We start from the raw sequence: 16,362 nt of genomic DNA on the forward strand, positions 1-16,362 counted from the left end.
CCGCGGTGTCGCGACTCCCGTGACCGGACTCGTCGAGCGGACCGGGCACGGTGGCATACAGATGGTTTTATGTAATCGCGGCGAAATATATTAGACTATGAGATCACGTATTCGACGCGCACTCAACCGAGCGAAGTTAGCCGCAATCGGCGGTGCCATCGGCGCCGCGATAGGCGGGCTGTTCAGTCGGAACGCCGCGAGCAGCGGCGGCGCCATCGGCGCCCTCGCCGGCGCAACGATCGCCGAGATGCGCTCCAACCCGGACGGAATCCTGCCCATGTTCCGCTCCGACGACTCCGAAGCCGCCGACGAGGTCGATGCGGTCGACGATATCGACGAGTCGGTCGACTCGCCGGAGAAGATCACCGTCGGCGAGTGACGGAGCGTCCGGGCCTCGAGGGTCCGTCGTCGTTCGGGAACGCCTATACGACCGGACCGAGTAGCCGTCGCTAATGACCGACACCGACGCCGACGCGGGCTGGTTCGCGGGCTCCACCGCGGACGAGGCGGCCGCTCGCGACCGGATCGCGACCGGCAAGGCCGACCGGCCGCGAGACTGGCCGACGCTCGCCGTCGAGTACGGGTTTGCCGACTCGACGGACGACTACTACGACCGACTTCACGAAGCGACCGTGGCGGCGACTCGCGCGTCGGTTCGTGAACGCGAACGCGCCGACGACCAGCAGCTGATCCACACCGTGCGGGCGATGGACGACTGCGAGCGCACCGCCAACGAACTGGCCGAGCGCGCCGCTGAGTGGGCGGGGAGCTTGTTCGACGACACCGATCCGGGGATCGAGGGCGCCCGCGCGGTGGCCGACCGCGAGCCCGAGACCGAGTTGGAACGCCGGGCAGTGTCGCTCGCGGCGCGCGTCGTTGACCTCGCCGCCGAGCGCGACGCACTCGCCGAAACCATCGATCGAATCGCGCCCGCCGTGGCGCCGAACCTCGCCGAGATGGCCGGCCCTGAACTCGCGGCGCGACTGATCGCGCTCGCCGGCGGGTTGGAGTCGCTCGCGAAGAAGCCCTCCGGAACCGTGCAGGTCCTCGGCGCGGAGGACGCGCTGTTCGCCCACCTCTCCGGGCGCGCTCCCTCGCCGAAACACGGGATCATCTACACCCACGACTACGTCCGGAACACTCGCCCCGAGGACCGGGGCTCCGCCTCGCGGGCGCTCGCCGGGAAGCTGACGCTCGCGGCCCGCGTGGACCACTACGCGGGAGAACGCCGGGAGACGCTTCACGAGGAACTCCGCGAGCGGATGGCGACGATCCGGGCGCGAGCGGAGCCTGACGACGGAGGCGACGGTAACGCCGCGGGGACGGGGGGTGGCGCGTGAGCGACCCTGCGCTGCCCGAGGGCGTCGAGCGCCGGGAGATAGCCGGCGAGACGCGGCTGGCGACGCATGGCCCGGCCGTGTACGGCGAGCCGACCGCGGACGGCTGGCGGGCGTGGGACCCAGAGCGCTCGAAGCTCGGCGGCATGTTCGAACTCGGGTTCGACACCGGCCTGACCGGCGGCGAGACCGTGCTGTACCTCGGGGCCGCGAGCGGAACGACCGTCAGCCACGTCGCCGACTTCGCCGGGCCGACCTACGCGGTCGAGTTCGCTCCGCGGCCCGCCCGCGACCTCCTCGACGCCGCGGAGCCCCGCGACCGACTGTTCCCCCTTTTAAAAGACGCTCGAACGCCCGAAACCTACGCCCACGTCGTCGAGGCCGACGTCGACGTGATAGTGCAAGACGTGGCGACGCGCGGGCAGGCAACCGTGGCGGCGCGGAACGTGCAGTTCCTCGCGGACGACGGCCGGCTGCTGCTCGCGGTGAAGGCGCGAAGCGAGGACGCCACCGCGGAGCCAAGCGACGTTTTCGAGGCGGCGCTCGACGAACTGCGGGAGACCTACGAGATACTGGAGACGCGGCGGCTCGATCGATACCACGAGGACCACCTCGGCGTGGTCGCGACGCCGCGGTAACGGGGCGGCGTCGACTCCGACCCGCCTACCACGTCGGCGGCGAGAAGCCGGCGTCCTTTAAGATCGGCTTCCAGCGCTTTTGAACCGACAGCCGAGAGACGCCCATCGCGTCGGCGACGGCCGACTGCGAGCGTTCCTGGCCGCGGATCAGCGCGGCGGCGTAGAGGCTGCCGGCGGCGGCGACGCGCTTCCCGCGCTCGTCGTCGGGTGCTCGGGACAAGAAGAGGTCCGTCGCCGTCGACAGCGCCTCGTCGTCGAGGTCGAGCGTCGCGCACGCGTCGTCGAGCCGTTCGATCCACGCGGCGTTGTCGACGCGATCGCTCGCTCGGTACATACCGCAACGTTGGCCGTTGTGACATATAAAGGCCCCGCGGTGAGGTGCTGTCGAATCGCCGCCGTCGACCCGCCGTCCGCCGCCCTGAAGTCCGCACCGCCCCTACGCCGGGTATGTCCACGCAACTGTGGGACGAGGCGCGGGTGCGCGAGCTACACGAGGACCTCGTGTCACTGTACGAGCCGGTCGACCGCGTCGCCGAGCACGGCGCCGACCCGACCGCCGAGCCAGGTGAGGGCGTGCGCCAACTGGTGACGACGATTCTCTCGCAGAACGTCGCCGACGCGAACACGCGGCGAGCCTCGGAGGCGCTGTTCGCCAGCTACGACGACTTTGCAGCCATCGAAGCGGCCGACCACGACGAGTTAGTGGAGACGATCCGCGTGGCGGGCCTCGCCGACCAGAAGGCCGCCCGCATTCAGCGCGCGCTCGCCGCCATTCGCGAGGAGACCGGCGGCGCCTACTCGCTGGCGTTCCTCGACGCGATGGCGACCGACGAGGCGAAGGCGTGGCTGACAGAGATCAAAGGCGTCGGCCCGAAGACCGCCAGCGTCGTCCTGAACTTCCACTTCGGAAAGCCGACGATGGCAGTGGACACCCACGTCGAGCGCGTCTCGAAGCGGTTCGGGCTCGTCCGTGAGTCGGCCTCGAACGAGGCGGCGCACGATGCACTCGACGAACTGGTCCCCGACGAACTGATCTACCCGCTCCACGTGCTGTTGATCCGGCACGGTCGGACTCACTGCTCGGCGCGCGGTGCCGACTGCGACAACCCCGTCTGTGCGACGTACTGCGACTGTGAGTTCTGCGCGTGAGGCGAGCGCCCGGCCGTGAGCACGAGCGACTATGGTCGTTCGGCCGGTAGGACTGGACACCTATGCACGCGCAGATCAGTGCGATCCTGAGCGCGATCCGGGGCGTCGACCGCCTCACGGCCGAGTTCGTCGCGGCGATCCGATCGCCGTTCCTGACCGAAACGATGACGTCGATGACGGGCCTCGGCTCCGTCACGGCCGGGGTCGTGATAGTGGGGCTGTTCTACCTCGCCGGCTGGCGAGAGGAGTTCGTCAAGAGCGTCGTCGCCCTCTCGCTGCTCGGCGTCGTGGTCTGGGCGCTGATGTCGCTCGTCGAGCGCCCGTTCCCGCCGAACCCCGTGTGCGTGACGGAGGGCGACGCCGGCACCACGAGTTCGTTTCCCTCGGGTCACTCGGCCGCCGTCGCGGCCTACGCGGCGATCGCGTGGGGGTCTGACGAGCTGCCGTTCGCGATCGCCGCCGGCTTTGCCGGGCTCATCTCCTTCTCGCGTATCTACCTCGGCACGCACTACCTCTCGGACACGCTGTTCGGGATCGGACTCGGTGTCGTCGCGGTACTGTTCGCGGAGTGGGTTCTCGACCGCGTCGGCGAGGAGGCAATCCTCAATCGTCTGCCGTTCGAGACGAATATATAGCGCCCGCCGCCACGAGGTCGCGTCAATCGGTCCGCGTGCGGGCCCCGTAGCGACAACTATTTTTGATCGACTCGGGTACGTTCGGTCGCGCGCGGGTTGCCGAGCCAGGCCAAAGGCGTAGCGCTTAGGACGCTATCCCGTAGGGGTCCGCCGGTTCGAATCCGGTCCCGCGCATCCCGTCTCCAACGCCCGCGAGCGATGCGACCGTGCGAGCGGCGTTTACCCCCCGTTCCCGTCGATCGATATCGGTGCTTCCCACGCGAGTATCATTCCCGATCCGACGATTAGGACGCCACCGGCGACCGCCAACGCGAACAGCGGCGACACGGCGTCGGAGATGACGCCGCTTCCGAGTTGAAACGGAATCACGCTCAGGCCGCTCACCATCGCCATGGCGCTCAGGACCGTTGCCCGGCCGACCGTCCCGATCCGATCGTTGACGTACTGCGTGGCGAACGACCGAGTCACGTCCGCGAGCCCACGCGCGAGGAGGAACGTCGGCAGCGCTAACACCGGCAGGAAGTACATTCCGGCGAGCGCCCCGCCGACGACGAACGGGAGTCCGACGAACCACGCTCGCATCCCGACGTACTCACGGATGGTGCCGGTGTGGTAGCTGAGCGCCGCTCCCACCAGACTGTACGCCGCGTAGAAGATGCCCAGTAGGGACTCCACCCGCGCGGGCGCCACCCCGAGGTCGACGACGACCGTCTCGAAAACTGGTTGGAGGAACACGAACACGAGGTAGGTGACCGCCGCGTAGAGGACGTAGTAGTAGACGACGAGCGCCCGGACGTTTCGTTGAGTCAGCACCGTTCGGACGATGTCGAGCGTCTCCCGGAGCCCCACGTTCTCGGCGCCGCTCTCCTCGTAGGCCGCTGGCTCCTCGACGGTGAGCAACACGACCACGCCGAGGCCGGTCACGCCGGCGGCGACGAACCAGGGGTACGAGAGGTCGAGGCTCCCGAGATAGCCGCCGAGAACGGCGGCACCGGCCCCGATTGCGAGCGAAACCGACTCCCCGCGACCGCGGATGCTCGCGAACTCGTCCTCGGAGAGGTCGTCGGTGAGCGTGTCGTAGAGCCACGCGTCCTCGCTGCCGGACCGGAAGTTGTACCCCATCGACCAGCAGACGTACAGCGCCGAGAGCGCGAGAAACGAACTCGTCAAGCCGATACCGACGAGCGTCGCCGCGATGAGTGCCGTGCCGAACAGGAGGCTGTTTCGACGCCCGATGCGGTCGCCGAGGTACCCGGTCGGAATCTCACCGAGGACGGTCGTGAGATTGTAGATGGCCTCCAGAATCGCGATTTGGGTAAACGTGAGGCCCTGTGCGAGAAAGAAGAGGTACATGACGGGCCGGTAGAACTCGACAGCCTTGGTGGCTTTATAAAAGTAGTATTTAAGCACGCTCGCTGACGGGACCGAACGCCCGGAGCGAAGCGGCGACTCCCCCATCACGCCACGATTTCGTCAGCGGGGTCATCATCGTTTGCATCTCGCGAGACGCCGTGGATCGATTCGCGTCGGCTCACCGGGGTCAGTTCTCCAGAGTCGGGTCTGCACGCGAGATAACCACCGAACGTATCCAGTCGAACCCTCTCGTGACTCACCCGCTGTCCGGTGCACGCGTCGTTCGGCGATGCGCAGGTGGGTCTGAGGCAGTGCCGATGAGCAGCCGTGTTTCCGGCAGTCGACGGTCTCCGAACTCCACAGACCGAGGCGCGCCCGATTCCACCGCGCTCAGTCGGCGCAGTCGACACCGGTGATTTCGAACCTCGCGCCACCAGCCGGGCCGTCTGTGAGCCGTATCTCCCACCCGTGAGCATCGACCACTCCCTTGACGATGCTCAGTCCGTACCCGGTGCCGCCACTGGCCGTCGAGAAGCCGGCCGAGAACACGTCCTCACTGATTTCGTCCGCGATGCCGGGGCCGTCGTCTTCGATGTAGAATCCGGTCTCGAGCGGCCCCATCGAAATGGTTACGTCGACCTCGCCGTGTTCGATAGCGTTCCGAAAGAGGTTCTCGATCAGTTGTCTGAGTCGCGACCGATCGGCCTTGATGAGGAGTCCGCTGTCGGCGTCAAGGGTGGCACCCTTCGAATCGACCGTCTCCCAGCACTCTCGGCCGAGCTGGTCGAGGTCGACCCGTTCGACAACTTCGACTGATTTCCCCTCTTGGGCGAGCTTCAGCAGATCCTCGATGAGCGCTCTCATCCGTTCGTGTGCCCTGGAGACCGATTCGAGATTCTCGTTGTCGTGGTCGTCACGCGCCAGTTCGAGTCGCCCCTGTGCGACGGTCAACGGGTTCCGCAAATCGTGACTGACGATTCGGGCGAACTCCTCTAACTGCTGGTTTTTCCGTTCAACCCTGAGCTTGAATTCTCGGGCTTCGGTCGTATCGTTGACGGTCGTTATCACCTGCTCGATTTCGCCGTCCCGGTTCGTCACCGGAGCCGCGTTGATAGACAGCCATCGGTCGCGTCCACTCGGCCACTTGATACCGTGCTCGTAGTCGTAGACCGGTCCACACGTTTCCATAACCTTCGAAAACGGGAGTTCCTCGGGTGGAATCTCCGCCCCGTTCTCGTCGTGGATCTCCCATTCCGGGGCGTTGTAGGTCCGCTCGATGAGGTCGGATTCGGTGAGCCCCAGCACCTCCTCGGCACGCTTATTCGCTCGAGTGATTGCGCCACTGGGATCAAGCACTGCGACACCGACCGGAGTCGTCTTGAACAGCGTCGAAAGGAGCTGATTCGTCTCTCTCAGTTCGAACTCTCGCTCATTTTCCTCGGTGATGTCTTGCATCGTCCCGCGGATGCGAATCGGTTCGCCGTCCTCGTACTGTGGTTCCCCACGCACTCGAACCCACCGCAGATCATCCGGCGAGCGAATCACGCGGACCTTGACGTCGTACTCCTCACCCGCACTGACTGCGTGTTCAAACGCGTCCTTCAGCCGTGAGCGGTCCTCGGAGTGAAAGAACGGCAGCCACTCTTCCGGGGACTCGATGGTAAACTCCGCGGGCAAGCCCGTAATCTCGGCGGCCTGTGAGGTCCCGAAGCAGTCGCCAGTTCGCAGGTCCCATTCCCAGGCCCCCACTTGGGCGATAGCTTGGGCCTTCTCGAACAGATCTGCTTGCAGCTCTAGTTCCTGGCGCTGACGATGGCGCTCGGTGACATCTTGAAACTGTGAGAAGATGGCCACGACCTCACCGTCGTCGGTGACGACCCGGTTGTGCCACTCACACAGGATCTCCTCACCGTTTTTCCGGACGTTTTTGTTGGTGCTATGGTACCCACCGTGGGCTTGTCTGAGTTTGCTAACCACCGCCTCGACCGGCATCTGGTCGGATTCCGGCACGAGCGTCTCCCAGGATTGGTCCACCAGTTCTGCCTCGTCGTACCCGAGAATCTTCTCTGCGGCCTCGTTCATATGCATGACCGTAAACTCCATGCTCCATTCGATGACGCCAAGGGGAGACTGGTCGATGAACAGCGAGAGCCGCTTCTGGCTGGCCTCAAGCGAGCGCTTCGATCGATACTGAGTGGTTGCATTCTCGATCTTTTTCGCGAGGAGACCGTACTGTTTGACGCCGCCCGACTTCTGAAGGTATTCGGTCACTCCCGCCGAGATGGCTTCGCTCGCCACCTCCTCCGAGCCATTACCGGTGTACAAAATGAAGGGGAGGTTCGGGTACTCCTCCCGGAACAGCTCTAAGAACTCGATACCGTTCGTCTCGGCCATGTTGTAATCAGAGACCACGCAATCGAACTCTCCCGGGAGCTTTTCCATGGCCTCACGGACGCTCGTGGCCGTCTCGATGACGAAGCTCTCGTTCTGCCGCTCAGTGAGCTCCGCCGCCAATTCGACGAACTCCGGGTCGTCGTCGACGTGAAGCACTCGAATTGGACCCGGCATATATAATGAGATAATTCTGCTTCGTTGTATATATTCATGGTGGTAATTCCGTTATCATGACGATGCGACGGTCGGTTCGCTGTCTCCATCCCTGCATTCAGGCCCGGATTTGTGACAGACAGTCTGGGTTTCTCCCTCGGACTCATCGTTGAGCAGCGGCTTCTGTGTCATTTAAAAGCGCATTCCCATTTTGTCACCCGTGTGGCTGTGCACGGATTCCCGCGACCACCGCTCCAGTGACTCTCGAGCGAGAGCAACAACTCATCGGACGGTTGGTGTGCTACCTCGGCGCTGTCGTTTTTCGAGAGCGCTGGACTTGTGGCGAACGCTCGGATCGACGCGTTCGAACTACGTTGCATCAGGGAGGTCGGTGTGGGTGGACCGTTCGGTAACCTCCCAGACGGATGCTCCCAATCGGAGCGATCGTTTCGGGGCCCCAACAGTTAAGGCTCTCAACAACGAAGTGTATTGTATGGAGTACACAATACAGGTGCCCGTGTCCGGCGAGTTCGACGAGGTCATCGAGACGACTATCGGCGCCCTCAAAGACGAAGGATTCGGCGTCCTCAGTGATATCGACGTGCAAGCGACGTTCGAAGAGAAGCTCGGCGAAGAGTTTCGACAGTACCGCATCCTCGGGGCGTGTAACCCACCTCTCGCGCTCGAGGGCCTGACCGAAGACATCGAACTCGGTGCGCTCCTTCCGTGTAACGTCATCGTCTACGAGACTGATGACGGTGACATCATGGTGAGTGCCGTCGATCCGCAACAGCTCGTCGGGATAGCTGATAACGAGGCGCTCGATTCGATCGCGACCGAGGTCAACGAACGGTTCGAGCGCGTCCTCGCGAGCATCGCCGAGGACTTCGAGTCACCGACGGAGGCCTGAGTAACGAGAGCCTCGTCAACCCAATTCGATACGACGACCATCGCCCTCAGTATCCTCGGAGCGATCATCGTCCTCCCCCTCCTCACGATGGGGATAGGCTTCGGAGGGAAGATTGGATACGTAGGAATGATGGGCGGGTATGAGACGACCACCGGATGGTAGCCACTCGTCGGCATGCTCGTTCAGGTGGTCTTCCTTTGTGCCCTTTTGGGCTGGGAATACCTCGCTTTCCGCCGCGTAACGACATCGCAGTCGCCTCGGAATACCGCGATGGAGGAACTGCGGATGGCGGACGCTCGTGGTGACCTGACTGACCAAGCGTTCGAGGCTCGACGGGAGCGACTCGAACGCTCAAAGTAATCGGGTCGTGGAGAACTTCCGAGGTTCTCAGGGGCACTCCCGTCGAATCAGGAGTCCGTGACCTGCAAAGCTTTTTAATGTGTAGGGATGTGTATATAAATTCCAATATTATGTATAACTGCAGCCGGCGTGATCCTCTTCACGTGGGGAAATCATCGATCCAGAACTGCGCCAAGCCACTCAGATCGGCGTGCGTGATTTTCGCAAGTGGCCATCTCAACCGAACCTGGATCCGGAATACAAATAGCCGAATAGTCCTAACGTACCATATCCAGATGACAGAAAACAGCGGACCCAAGCACCTGTCCAGTCAACCTGTTATTGTTTACGAGAACACGCATCAGAACGAGATTCCAGAGAATATCGACTCAGAACTGTACACGACCGATCGCCCGGCCAACTCGTTCCACGAATTCAAAATCGAGCCTGACGATGACCTCGTTGAAGCACTTCGTAACAACGGCTACACGGTCGACTTCGGAGAGCGATAACGAACGCGACCTGGCGCGCAGCTGCACGCGTCACTTTTCGTCGGGATTATCGAGGTCGGCCGGACGCTCGGGACAGTCGAGCGCGTAGCCGTACTCTTTCCCAGAGGTTCTGGTTGCGCGTACACTTCTGGCCGCAGACAGGACACCAGAATTCACCGGGTCCGTTGGCCGCGAGCGTGGTGCCGCCGTTCGTCTCGTTTCCGAGACTCACTGCAGATCACCCCGATTTGCGGAGCGAATCGCCCGACTCAGCGGGGCCGGTTTCAGCAATAATTGGTCGCCAGAAAATCAGCGATTTTGAGAAACGCGAATACGACGAATTGGGGTCGGTAGACGGCTCTAGAAGGTGATTCTATGTTACCTCAATTCGACTTAATCTCGAATGGGCGCTGCAGGATTTGAACCCGCGGCAACTTGGTCCGAAGCCAAGCACTCTATCCAGACTGAGCTAAGCGCCCGTAATCTGTGATATCGTGTTGGTCGTGTTAAGTCCCGCGGTTCGGGAGCGTTCGAAAGCACACAGCGCGTCTGCCGATCGATCGGGCGTTCGTGGGCGATCAAAAAGAATATTATCGGGACGGAGAATGGACTCGTAGTAGATGTTCCTTGGTCGCACGGCCTTCCAGCCGAACGCGCGGCTCGGATTCCCCCCGTCACAGAGGTGCGACCATGTATAACCTGCGGCCACATTTCGAGGAGGAGGTCGAACCCGGAACGAACATTCTTCTCACCGGTCCGCCGCTGACCGGCAAGCGGTCCATGATGATGGACGTGCTGGCCGCCGGCACCGATCGCGGCGACGGCGCCATCGTCGTCACCACGAAGGACAGCGCCGACCGCGTGCTGAAAGATTACAAGAAGCGAACGCCCTACGATGGAAAACCGGTCGCCGTCGTCGACTGCGTCACGCGCCAGCAGGGCGTCAACGACGTCCGCGAATCGGACCGGATCAAGTACGCCTCCTCCCCGGTGGACATGACGGGGATCGGGATCAAGCTCTCGGAGTTCCTCCAGGCGTTCGGCGACCGCGGCATCGATCAGAATCGCGTGATGGTCCACTCCCTGTCGACGCTGCTGATGTACTCGGACCTGCAGACCGTGTTCCGCTTCCTCCACGTGTTCACCGGACGCATCCAGAGCGTGAACGGCTTGGGACTGTTCAGCATCGATTCGACCGCTCACGACGATCAGGCGATGAACACGCTGAAACAGCTCTTCGACGGCGTGATCAAGGTCCCAGAAGACGGCGACCCCGAGATTCGACTCGCCTGAGTCGCCGGGCGATTTAATCCGCGCGATAGCGTACCTGCAGCTATGCCTCTCACCGACGACGAGGACCTCGACCGACTGCTCGACGCCGAGACGATAGCCGTGATCGGCTGCTCGACGACTCCCGGTAAGGCGGCCCACGACGTGCCGGCGTACCTCCAGCGGCAGGGGTATCGAGTCATCCCGGTAAACCCGTTCGCGGACGAGATACTCGGCGAACCGGCGTTCGACTCGCTCGCGGACGTCGAGGCTGACATCGACCTCGTGGACGTGTTTCGACCGAGCGAGGAGGTGCCCGAGATTCTCGACCAAGTGCGTGCGCGACACGCGGCGCGCGGCGACGCCGGCGCGGCGTGGCTGCAACTCGGTATCAGTGACGACGAGGCGGCCGCCGCCGCCGAGGCCGACGGGATCGAGGTAGTGCAGGACCGGTGTCTGAAAGTTGAGCACAGGCGGCTTCGCGGATAGGGCCCGAACCGATTCGACGCTAATCTGAGACTACCCTTCCCACTCCTCGAACGAGCGATAGACGCCCTTCGAGAGGTAGCGCTCCGAGGAGTCGGCGAAGACGGTGACGACGGCGTCGTGGGGTGCGTCGATCTCGCCGTCGCGTATCCCGCGAGCCACCCGTTTCGCCGCGATCGCGTTTGCGGCCGCGGAGGAGGCGACGAGGTGCCCCTCTTCGGCCGCGAGCCGGCCCATCTCCTCGTGGACCTCTCGGTCGGGGATCGGTCGAATGTCGTTGACGAGGGTGGGATCGAACAGCTCGTTGGTCTCGATGTCGTGGGTGCCGATCCCCTCCGTCTTGTACTCCTCGTGGTCGACCGTCTCGCCGAGGAACTCGCGGTACGCGGAGCCGACGGGCTCGACCGCGACGACGTGGGTCTCGGGGTCGCGCTCGCGAAAGTACTGCGCCATCCCCATCAGCGTCCCGCCGGTGCCGCAGCCGGCGACGACGGCACCCACCTCGCCGTCTAACGCCTCGTCGATCTCCGGGGCGGTCGTCTCGTAGTGGGTCTCGACGTTGAGGGGGTTCGAGAACTGTTGCGGGACGACTGCGTCGTCGAGCTCGTCGGCGATTTCGTGGGCCCGATCGATGGCGAATCCCATCCCGTCCTCGCTGGGGGTGTTGACCACCTCCGCACCGAGCGCGCGCATCAGCTGCTGTTTCTCCACCGAGAATCGCTCCGGGACGACGAAGACGGCGTTCAGCCCGAGCTGTTTCGCCGCGACCGCGAGTCCGATACCGGTGTTGCCCGCGGTCGGCTCGACGACGGTGCCGCCTTCGCCGACGTCGCCGCGCTCGAGCATGTGTTCGAGCATGTACTTCCCGATGCGGTCTTTGATGCTCGCGCCGGGGTTGAACGACTCCAGCTTCGCGTACACCGGCACCGCCGACGGCGAGTCGTGCACCCGGACGAGGGGCGTCTCCCCTATCGTCTCCAGTACCGACGACAGGGGCTCCCGATGGGTTGTCATGTTCGCACGATCGGTACCGGTCCTTTTGCGTGTTTCCATGACTGCGCCGACCGTCCCCTGTCGGCGTCGGCGGTGGGCGTTGCCGGGGATCGAACAAACTTATGCCCCTCGTCCGGTTCCGAAGAGGTATGAGCGAGACCGATGCGCAGGCCCACGTGACGGTCGTCCTTCCGGACGGATCAGAGTTGGACGTACCGGCTGGGGCGACAGTCGAGGACGTTGCCTTCGAGATCGGCCCGGGGCTCGGTCGCGACACCGTCGCGGGGAAGATCGACGGCGAACTCGTCGAGAAGTACGCGACGGTCCACGACGGCGCGCGAATCGAGATAGTCACCGACCAGTCCGACGAGTACCTGACGGTGCTGCGCCACTCCGCCGCCCACGTGTTCGCGCAGGCCCTCCAGCGACTCCACCCCGAAGCGACACTCACGATCGGTCCCGCGACCGACGAGGGGTTCTACTACGACGTGACGGACGTCGACCTCGACGAGGACGACCTCGACGCCATCGAAGACGAGATGGACGCGATCATCGAGGCGGACTACGACATCGAGCGCGAGGTCCGGTCGCGCGAGGAAGCCAAAGAGATCTACGCCGACAACGAGTACAAGCGGCAGATCTTAGACGAGGAGGCCGACAGCGAGGAGGTGACCTTCTACGTACAGGACGACTGGCAGGACCTCTGTCAGGGCCCCCACGTCGAGTCGACCGGCGATATCGGCGCGGCGACCCTCTTGGAGGTCTCGGCGGCCTACTGGCGCGGCGACGAGGAGAACGACACGCTGACCCGCGTGTACGGGACGGCGTTCGCCTCGGAATCGGACCTCGAGGAGCACCTCGAACTGCGCGAGGAGGCGTTAGAGCGCGATCACCGGAAGATCGGACAGGAGATGAACCTGTTCTCGATCCCGACGGTGACCGGGCCGGGGCTCCCGCTGTACCACCCGCCGGGCAAGACCGTGCTCCGCGAGCTATCGAACTTCGCGAACGAACTCAACCGGGAGCACGGCTACGAGGAGGTCGAGACGCCCCACGTGTTCCGGACGGAACTGTGGAAGCAGTCCGGCCACTACGAGAACTACAAGGACGACATGTTCCTCCTCGACGTCAACGACGAGGAGTACGGGCTCAAACCGATGAACTGCCCGGGCCACGCCACCATCTTCGACCAGCAGTCGTGGTCGTACCGCGACCTGCCACAGCGCTACTTCGAGAACGGGAAGGTGTACCGGAAAGAGCAACGCGGCGAGCTCTCCGGCCTCTCGCGCGTCTGGTCGTTCACCATCGATGACGGACACCTGTTCGCTCGGCCGGATCAGATCCGTCAGGAGATCGAGTCCGTCATCGAGATGATCTTCGAGGTCGTCGAGACGCTCGATCTGGAAGTCGAGGTCGCGCTGGCGACCCGCCCGGAGAAGTCGGTCGGCGGCGACGAGATTTGGGAGTCCGCGGAGGAGCAGCTCCGCGACGTGCTGGAGTCCGGCGGCTACGACTACGACGTCGAGCCGGGCGACGGCGCCTTCTACGGCCCGAAGATCGACTTCGGCTTCGAGGACGCCCTGGGTCGCGTCTGGGACGGCCCCACCGTCCAACTCGACTTCAACATGCCCGAACGATTCGACCTGACCTACACGGGCAAAGACAACGAGGACCACCAGCCGGTGATGATCCACCGCGCGCTGTACGGGAGCTACGAGCGCTTCTTCATGGTCCTCATCGAGCACTTCGACGGCGACTTCCCGCTCTGGCTCGCGCCCGAACAGGTCCGCATCCTCCCCGTCTCCGACGAGACGCTCGGCTACGCGCACCGCGTGAAGAACGAACTGGCGGACGCCGGCTTCCGCGTCGAGGTCGAGGACCGCGACTGGACCGTCGGTCGCAAGATCCGCGCCGGGCACGACGACCGGCTCCCGTACATGGTCATCGTCGGCGAGGACGAAGAGGAGTCCGGCACCGTCTCGGTGCGTGACCGCTTCGAGAACCAGCGCGGCGACGTCGACCTCGACGCCTTCGTCGATCACCTCGTCGACGAGCGCGACGCGAAGCGGACGACGCCGGACTTCGTCGACGCCGAGTAACTCACGCGTCGCGTCCCACGGATCCGCTCGTGGCCTCCTCCGATCCGCTCGTGGCCTCCTCCGATCCGCTCGCGGCCCCCCTCCTCGATCGCATTCCGCCGTACTTTTGACCGTCAACGTCGGGAAACCTAGTATGAGCAACACCCAACCGAAACACAGAGTCGACGAAGAGGCCCCGGACGTCGGGGAGCTGACGCCGCCGGACCGCACGCTGATGGGCCCCGGCCCGAGCGACGTCAACCCGCGGGTGCTCAGGGCGATGAGCACCCCCCTGGTCGGCCACCTCGACCCCTCGTTCGTCGAGATCATGAACGAGGTCCAGGAGCTGCTCCGCTACACCTTCCGCACCGACAACCAGTGGACCATTCCGGTCTCGGGAACGGGGTCGGCGTCGATGGAGGCGGCCATCGGCAACCTCGTCGAGCCGGGCGACACGATGCTGGTCCCGACGAACGGCTACTTCGGCGGTCGAATGAAGTCCATGGCGGAGCGCGCCGGCGGAGATGTCGTCGAGGTCGACGCGCCGTGGGGCGAGCCCCTCGACCCCGTCGATGTCGAGCGCGCCTTCGACGAGCACCAGCCCGACGTGTTCGGCTTCGTCCACGCCGAGACGTCGACCGGCGTGCTCCAGCCCGACGTGCCCGCGCTCACCGACATCGCCCACGAGCACGACGCGTACGTGATCGCCGACTGCGTCACCTCGCTGGGCGGCGTCGAGATGCGCGTCGACGAGTGGGGCGTCGACGCCGCCTACTCCGGCCCGCAGAAGTGTCTCTCCTGTCCGCCCGGCGCGAGCCCGCTCACGCTGAACGACCGGGCGATGGACAAGGTGCTGTCGCGCGAGGAGCCGGCTCGGTCGTGGTATCTCGACCTCTCGCTGCTGGAGGGGTACTGGGGAGAGGACCGTGCGTACCACCACACTGCACCGATAACGAACGTGTACGCGCTCCGCGAGGCCCTCCGGCTGGTGGCCGAAGAGGGGATCGAAGAGCGGTGGGCCCGCCACCGCGACATCGCCGGCGACCTGAAGGCGGGACTGCGGGATCTGGGACTCGAGATGAACGCCTCTGAGGAGTACTGGCTCCCGAGCCTGAACGCCGTGCGCGTACCCGACAGCGTCGACGACGGCGCCGTCATCGAGCACCTCCTCGACGAGTACGATCTCGAGATCGCGTCCGGGCTCGGTGACCTCGAAGGCGACATCTGGCGAATCGGCTGCATGGGTCACTCCGCCCGTCCGAAGAACGTCGAGTACGTGCTGGCGGCACTGGAAGACGCGCTGGACGAGCAGGGCTTCTGAGCGGTCGACTCCCCTGGGGCGTGCGTCTGTGTGCCCAACTCACGGTCGATTTTTCACGACGAGTCAAGAAACAAGACGCATGACGGACGCCTTCGGTCGCGCGATCCGCGACCACTTCCACGGGGAGCGGGACGAGCCACTGCTCCATCGAGACGGCGGCGAGACGGTTGAGCATCCGATCGAGGCGTTTTATTTCACCGAGTTCGACCCGAGCGAGGACGCGGCTCACGAGTGGCTGTCCTCCTGGCTCCAGGGGCCGCTCGTCGACCTCGGCGCGGGCACGGGTCGGCACGCGCTGTACTTCCAAGAGCAGTTCGAGACGGTCGCGCTCGAACCGAGTCCCGCGCTGGTCGAGACGATGCGTGACCGCGGTGTCGAGGACGCCCGCGAGGGAGACATGTTCGCGCTTCGGGAGCAGTTCGCTCGTGATCGTTTCGGATCTGCGCTTGCGAACGGGACCCAACTCGGCCTCGCCGGATCGATGCGGGGACTCACCGCGTTCCTCGGCGACCTCGCGCACGTGACGACGGCCGACGCGACCGCGGTCGTCGACTGTTACGACCCTACGCACCCCGCGACCGCCGACCTCGTCGGCTACCGCGACGACCCGACGCCGGGGCTCGCGCACCGCGTGATGTTCTTCGAGTACGAGGGCGACACGAACCCGATCCTCCAGCTTCGGCTGTTCAGCCCGGGTCGACTCCGCGAGGCCGCCGTCGGGACCGACTGGGAGATAGCGGAGGTCGTCCGCGGCGACGAGGGGAACGAGTACCACTATCGCGCCGCGCTCCGGAAGCGCGGCGACGGGTAGTTCCT

16 protein-coding genes and 2 tRNA genes are annotated in these 16,362 nt (G+C 64.5%); 13 read left to right on the top strand and 5 right to left on the bottom strand.

All coding sequences use genetic code 11. From position 1 onward, the window contains the following. Positions 1–97: 97 nt before the first annotated feature. The 3 genes from ACNS84_RS03610 to ACNS84_RS03620 all read left to right on the top strand — a co-directional run bounded on the left by ACNS84_RS03610 (position 98) and on the right by ACNS84_RS03620 (position 1,975). Positions 98–379 (top strand): hypothetical protein, encoded by a 282-nt coding sequence (locus tag ACNS84_RS03610; protein ID WP_435073471.1) that lies wholly within the window; start codon positions 98–100, stop codon positions 377–379. Between the two features lie 73 nt (positions 380–452). Further along, positions 453–1,340, top strand: a complete 888-nt coding sequence (locus ACNS84_RS03615) for an NOP5/NOP56 family protein (protein ID WP_435073472.1) — start codon at positions 453–455, stop codon at positions 1,338–1,340. Continuing rightward, positions 1,337–1,975: a fibrillarin-like rRNA/tRNA 2'-O-methyltransferase gene (locus ACNS84_RS03620; RefSeq protein ID WP_435073473.1), complete on the top strand. Its 639-nt coding sequence runs from the start codon at positions 1,337–1,339 to the stop codon at positions 1,973–1,975. The genes ACNS84_RS03615 and ACNS84_RS03620 overlap by 4 nt, the downstream gene beginning before the upstream one ends. A 25-nt stretch (positions 1,976–2,000) precedes the next feature. Here the strand turns inward: ACNS84_RS03620 and ACNS84_RS03625 are convergent, their stop codons facing one another. Continuing rightward, positions 2,001–2,309 (bottom strand): transcription initiation factor IIB family protein, encoded by a 309-nt coding sequence (locus ACNS84_RS03625; RefSeq protein ID WP_435073474.1) that lies wholly within the window; start codon positions 2,307–2,309, stop codon positions 2,001–2,003. Between the two features lie 113 nt (positions 2,310–2,422). On the opposite strand from ACNS84_RS03625, the gene ACNS84_RS03630 reads away from it, so the two are divergent. The 3 genes from ACNS84_RS03630 (at position 2,423) to ACNS84_RS03640 (ending at position 3,933) form a co-directional block, all read left to right on the top strand. Beyond that, entirely contained in the window at positions 2,423–3,124 is a 702-nt protein-coding gene (locus ACNS84_RS03630; protein WP_435073475.1) for an endonuclease III domain-containing protein, read from the top strand. Positions 3,125–3,186: 62 nt separating this feature from the next. After that, positions 3,187–3,759, top strand: coding sequence for a phosphatase PAP2 family protein (locus ACNS84_RS03635; protein ID WP_435073476.1), 573 nt, complete (start codon positions 3,187–3,189; stop codon positions 3,757–3,759). Between the two features lie 89 nt (positions 3,760–3,848). Then, positions 3,849–3,933 (top strand) — tRNA-Leu (locus tag ACNS84_RS03640). 45 nt (positions 3,934–3,978) lie between these two features. Here the strand turns inward: ACNS84_RS03640 and ACNS84_RS03645 are convergent. Further along, positions 3,979–5,217 (bottom strand): MFS transporter, encoded by a 1,239-nt coding sequence (locus ACNS84_RS03645; protein ID WP_435073477.1) that lies wholly within the window; start codon positions 5,215–5,217, stop codon positions 3,979–3,981. A 285-nt stretch (positions 5,218–5,502) separates the two neighbouring features. Next, a complete protein-coding gene (locus tag ACNS84_RS03650; RefSeq protein ID WP_435073478.1) occupies positions 5,503–7,680 on the bottom strand; it encodes a PAS domain S-box protein in 2,178 nt (725 codons plus the stop codon). 472 nt (positions 7,681–8,152) lie between these two features. Here ACNS84_RS03650 and ACNS84_RS03655 point away from each other — a divergent pair, with 472 nt between their 5' ends. Beyond that, positions 8,153–8,569 (top strand): DUF302 domain-containing protein, encoded by a 417-nt coding sequence (locus ACNS84_RS03655; RefSeq protein WP_435073479.1) that lies wholly within the window; start codon positions 8,153–8,155, stop codon positions 8,567–8,569. A 635-nt stretch (positions 8,570–9,204) separates the two neighbouring features. Further along, complete coding sequence (locus ACNS84_RS03660) at positions 9,205–9,420, top strand: hypothetical protein (protein ID WP_435073480.1); 216 nt, start codon at positions 9,205–9,207, stop codon at positions 9,418–9,420. Positions 9,421–9,803: 383 nt separating this feature from the next. On the opposite strand, the gene ACNS84_RS03665 is transcribed toward ACNS84_RS03660, so the two are convergent. Then, positions 9,804–9,878: transfer RNA gene (locus ACNS84_RS03665), tRNA-Arg, on the bottom strand. 211 nt (positions 9,879–10,089) lie between these two features. On the opposite strand from ACNS84_RS03665, the gene ACNS84_RS03670 reads away from it, so the two are divergent. Next, positions 10,090–10,692 carry an RAD55 family ATPase gene (locus tag ACNS84_RS03670; RefSeq protein WP_435073481.1) on the top strand — a complete coding sequence of 201 codons (603 nt, stop codon included), beginning with the start codon at positions 10,090–10,092 and terminating at the stop codon, positions 10,690–10,692. A 42-nt stretch (positions 10,693–10,734) separates the two neighbouring features. Continuing rightward, positions 10,735–11,157 (top strand): CoA-binding protein, encoded by a 423-nt coding sequence (locus ACNS84_RS03675; protein ID WP_435073482.1) that lies wholly within the window; start codon positions 10,735–10,737, stop codon positions 11,155–11,157. Between the two features lie 30 nt (positions 11,158–11,187). On the opposite strand, the gene ACNS84_RS03680 is transcribed toward ACNS84_RS03675, so the two are convergent. Then, a complete protein-coding gene (locus ACNS84_RS03680; protein WP_435073483.1) occupies positions 11,188–12,168 on the bottom strand; it encodes a PLP-dependent cysteine synthase family protein in 981 nt (326 codons plus the stop codon). 101 nt (positions 12,169–12,269) lie between these two features. Here ACNS84_RS03680 and thrS point away from each other — a divergent pair, with 101 nt between their 5' ends. The 3 genes from thrS to ACNS84_RS03695 all read left to right on the top strand — a co-directional run bounded on the left by thrS (position 12,270) and on the right by ACNS84_RS03695 (position 16,357). Continuing rightward, entirely contained in the window at positions 12,270–14,246 is a 1,977-nt protein-coding gene (thrS, locus tag ACNS84_RS03685) for a threonine--tRNA ligase (protein ID WP_435073484.1), read from the top strand. A 133-nt stretch (positions 14,247–14,379) separates the two neighbouring features. Continuing rightward, positions 14,380–15,546 carry a pyridoxal-phosphate-dependent aminotransferase family protein gene (locus tag ACNS84_RS03690; protein WP_435073485.1) on the top strand — a complete coding sequence of 389 codons (1,167 nt, stop codon included), beginning with the start codon at positions 14,380–14,382 and terminating at the stop codon, positions 15,544–15,546. A gap of 79 nt (positions 15,547–15,625) precedes the next feature. Beyond that, on the top strand, positions 15,626–16,357 hold the full coding sequence (locus tag ACNS84_RS03695; protein ID WP_435073486.1) for a class I SAM-dependent methyltransferase: 732 nt from the start codon (positions 15,626–15,628) through the stop codon (positions 16,355–16,357). Positions 16,358–16,362 lie beyond the last annotated feature (5 nt).

It is taken from the genome of Halorubrum wangae (genome assembly GCF_051194135.1).
Taxonomy (GTDB): Archaea; Halobacteriota; Halobacteria; order Halobacteriales; family Haloferacaceae; genus Halorubrum.

Excerpts from the sequence above, each read along its gene's own strand:
- ACNS84_RS03695 (WP_435073486.1), top strand. The coding sequence starts at position 15,626 with ATGACGGACGCCTTCGGTCGCGCGATCCGCGACCACTTCCACGGGGAG.
- ACNS84_RS03625 (WP_435073474.1), bottom strand. The coding sequence starts at position 2,309 with ATGTACCGAGCGAGCGATCGCGTCGACAACGCCGCGTGGATCGAACGG.
- ACNS84_RS03610 (WP_435073471.1), top strand. The coding sequence starts at position 98 with ATGAGATCACGTATTCGACGCGCACTCAACCGAGCGAAGTTAGCCGCA.
- ACNS84_RS03615 (WP_435073472.1), top strand. The coding sequence starts at position 453 with ATGACCGACACCGACGCCGACGCGGGCTGGTTCGCGGGCTCCACCGCG.
- ACNS84_RS03645 (WP_435073477.1), bottom strand. The coding sequence starts at position 5,217 with ATGGGGGAGTCGCCGCTTCGCTCCGGGCGTTCGGTCCCGTCAGCGAGC.
- ACNS84_RS03670 (WP_435073481.1), top strand. The coding sequence starts at position 10,090 with ATGTATAACCTGCGGCCACATTTCGAGGAGGAGGTCGAACCCGGAACG.
- ACNS84_RS03630 (WP_435073475.1), top strand. The coding sequence starts at position 2,423 with ATGTCCACGCAACTGTGGGACGAGGCGCGGGTGCGCGAGCTACACGAG.
- ACNS84_RS03675 (WP_435073482.1), top strand. The coding sequence starts at position 10,735 with ATGCCTCTCACCGACGACGAGGACCTCGACCGACTGCTCGACGCCGAG.
- ACNS84_RS03690 (WP_435073485.1), top strand. The coding sequence starts at position 14,380 with ATGAGCAACACCCAACCGAAACACAGAGTCGACGAAGAGGCCCCGGAC.
- ACNS84_RS03655 (WP_435073479.1), top strand. The coding sequence starts at position 8,153 with ATGGAGTACACAATACAGGTGCCCGTGTCCGGCGAGTTCGACGAGGTC.
- thrS (WP_435073484.1), top strand. The coding sequence starts at position 12,270 with ATGCCCCTCGTCCGGTTCCGAAGAGGTATGAGCGAGACCGATGCGCAG.
- ACNS84_RS03660 (WP_435073480.1), top strand. The coding sequence starts at position 9,205 with ATGACAGAAAACAGCGGACCCAAGCACCTGTCCAGTCAACCTGTTATT.
- ACNS84_RS03635 (WP_435073476.1), top strand. The coding sequence starts at position 3,187 with ATGCACGCGCAGATCAGTGCGATCCTGAGCGCGATCCGGGGCGTCGAC.
- ACNS84_RS03650 (WP_435073478.1), bottom strand. The coding sequence starts at position 7,680 with ATGCCGGGTCCAATTCGAGTGCTTCACGTCGACGACGACCCGGAGTTC.
- ACNS84_RS03680 (WP_435073483.1), bottom strand. The coding sequence starts at position 12,168 with ATGACAACCCATCGGGAGCCCCTGTCGTCGGTACTGGAGACGATAGGG.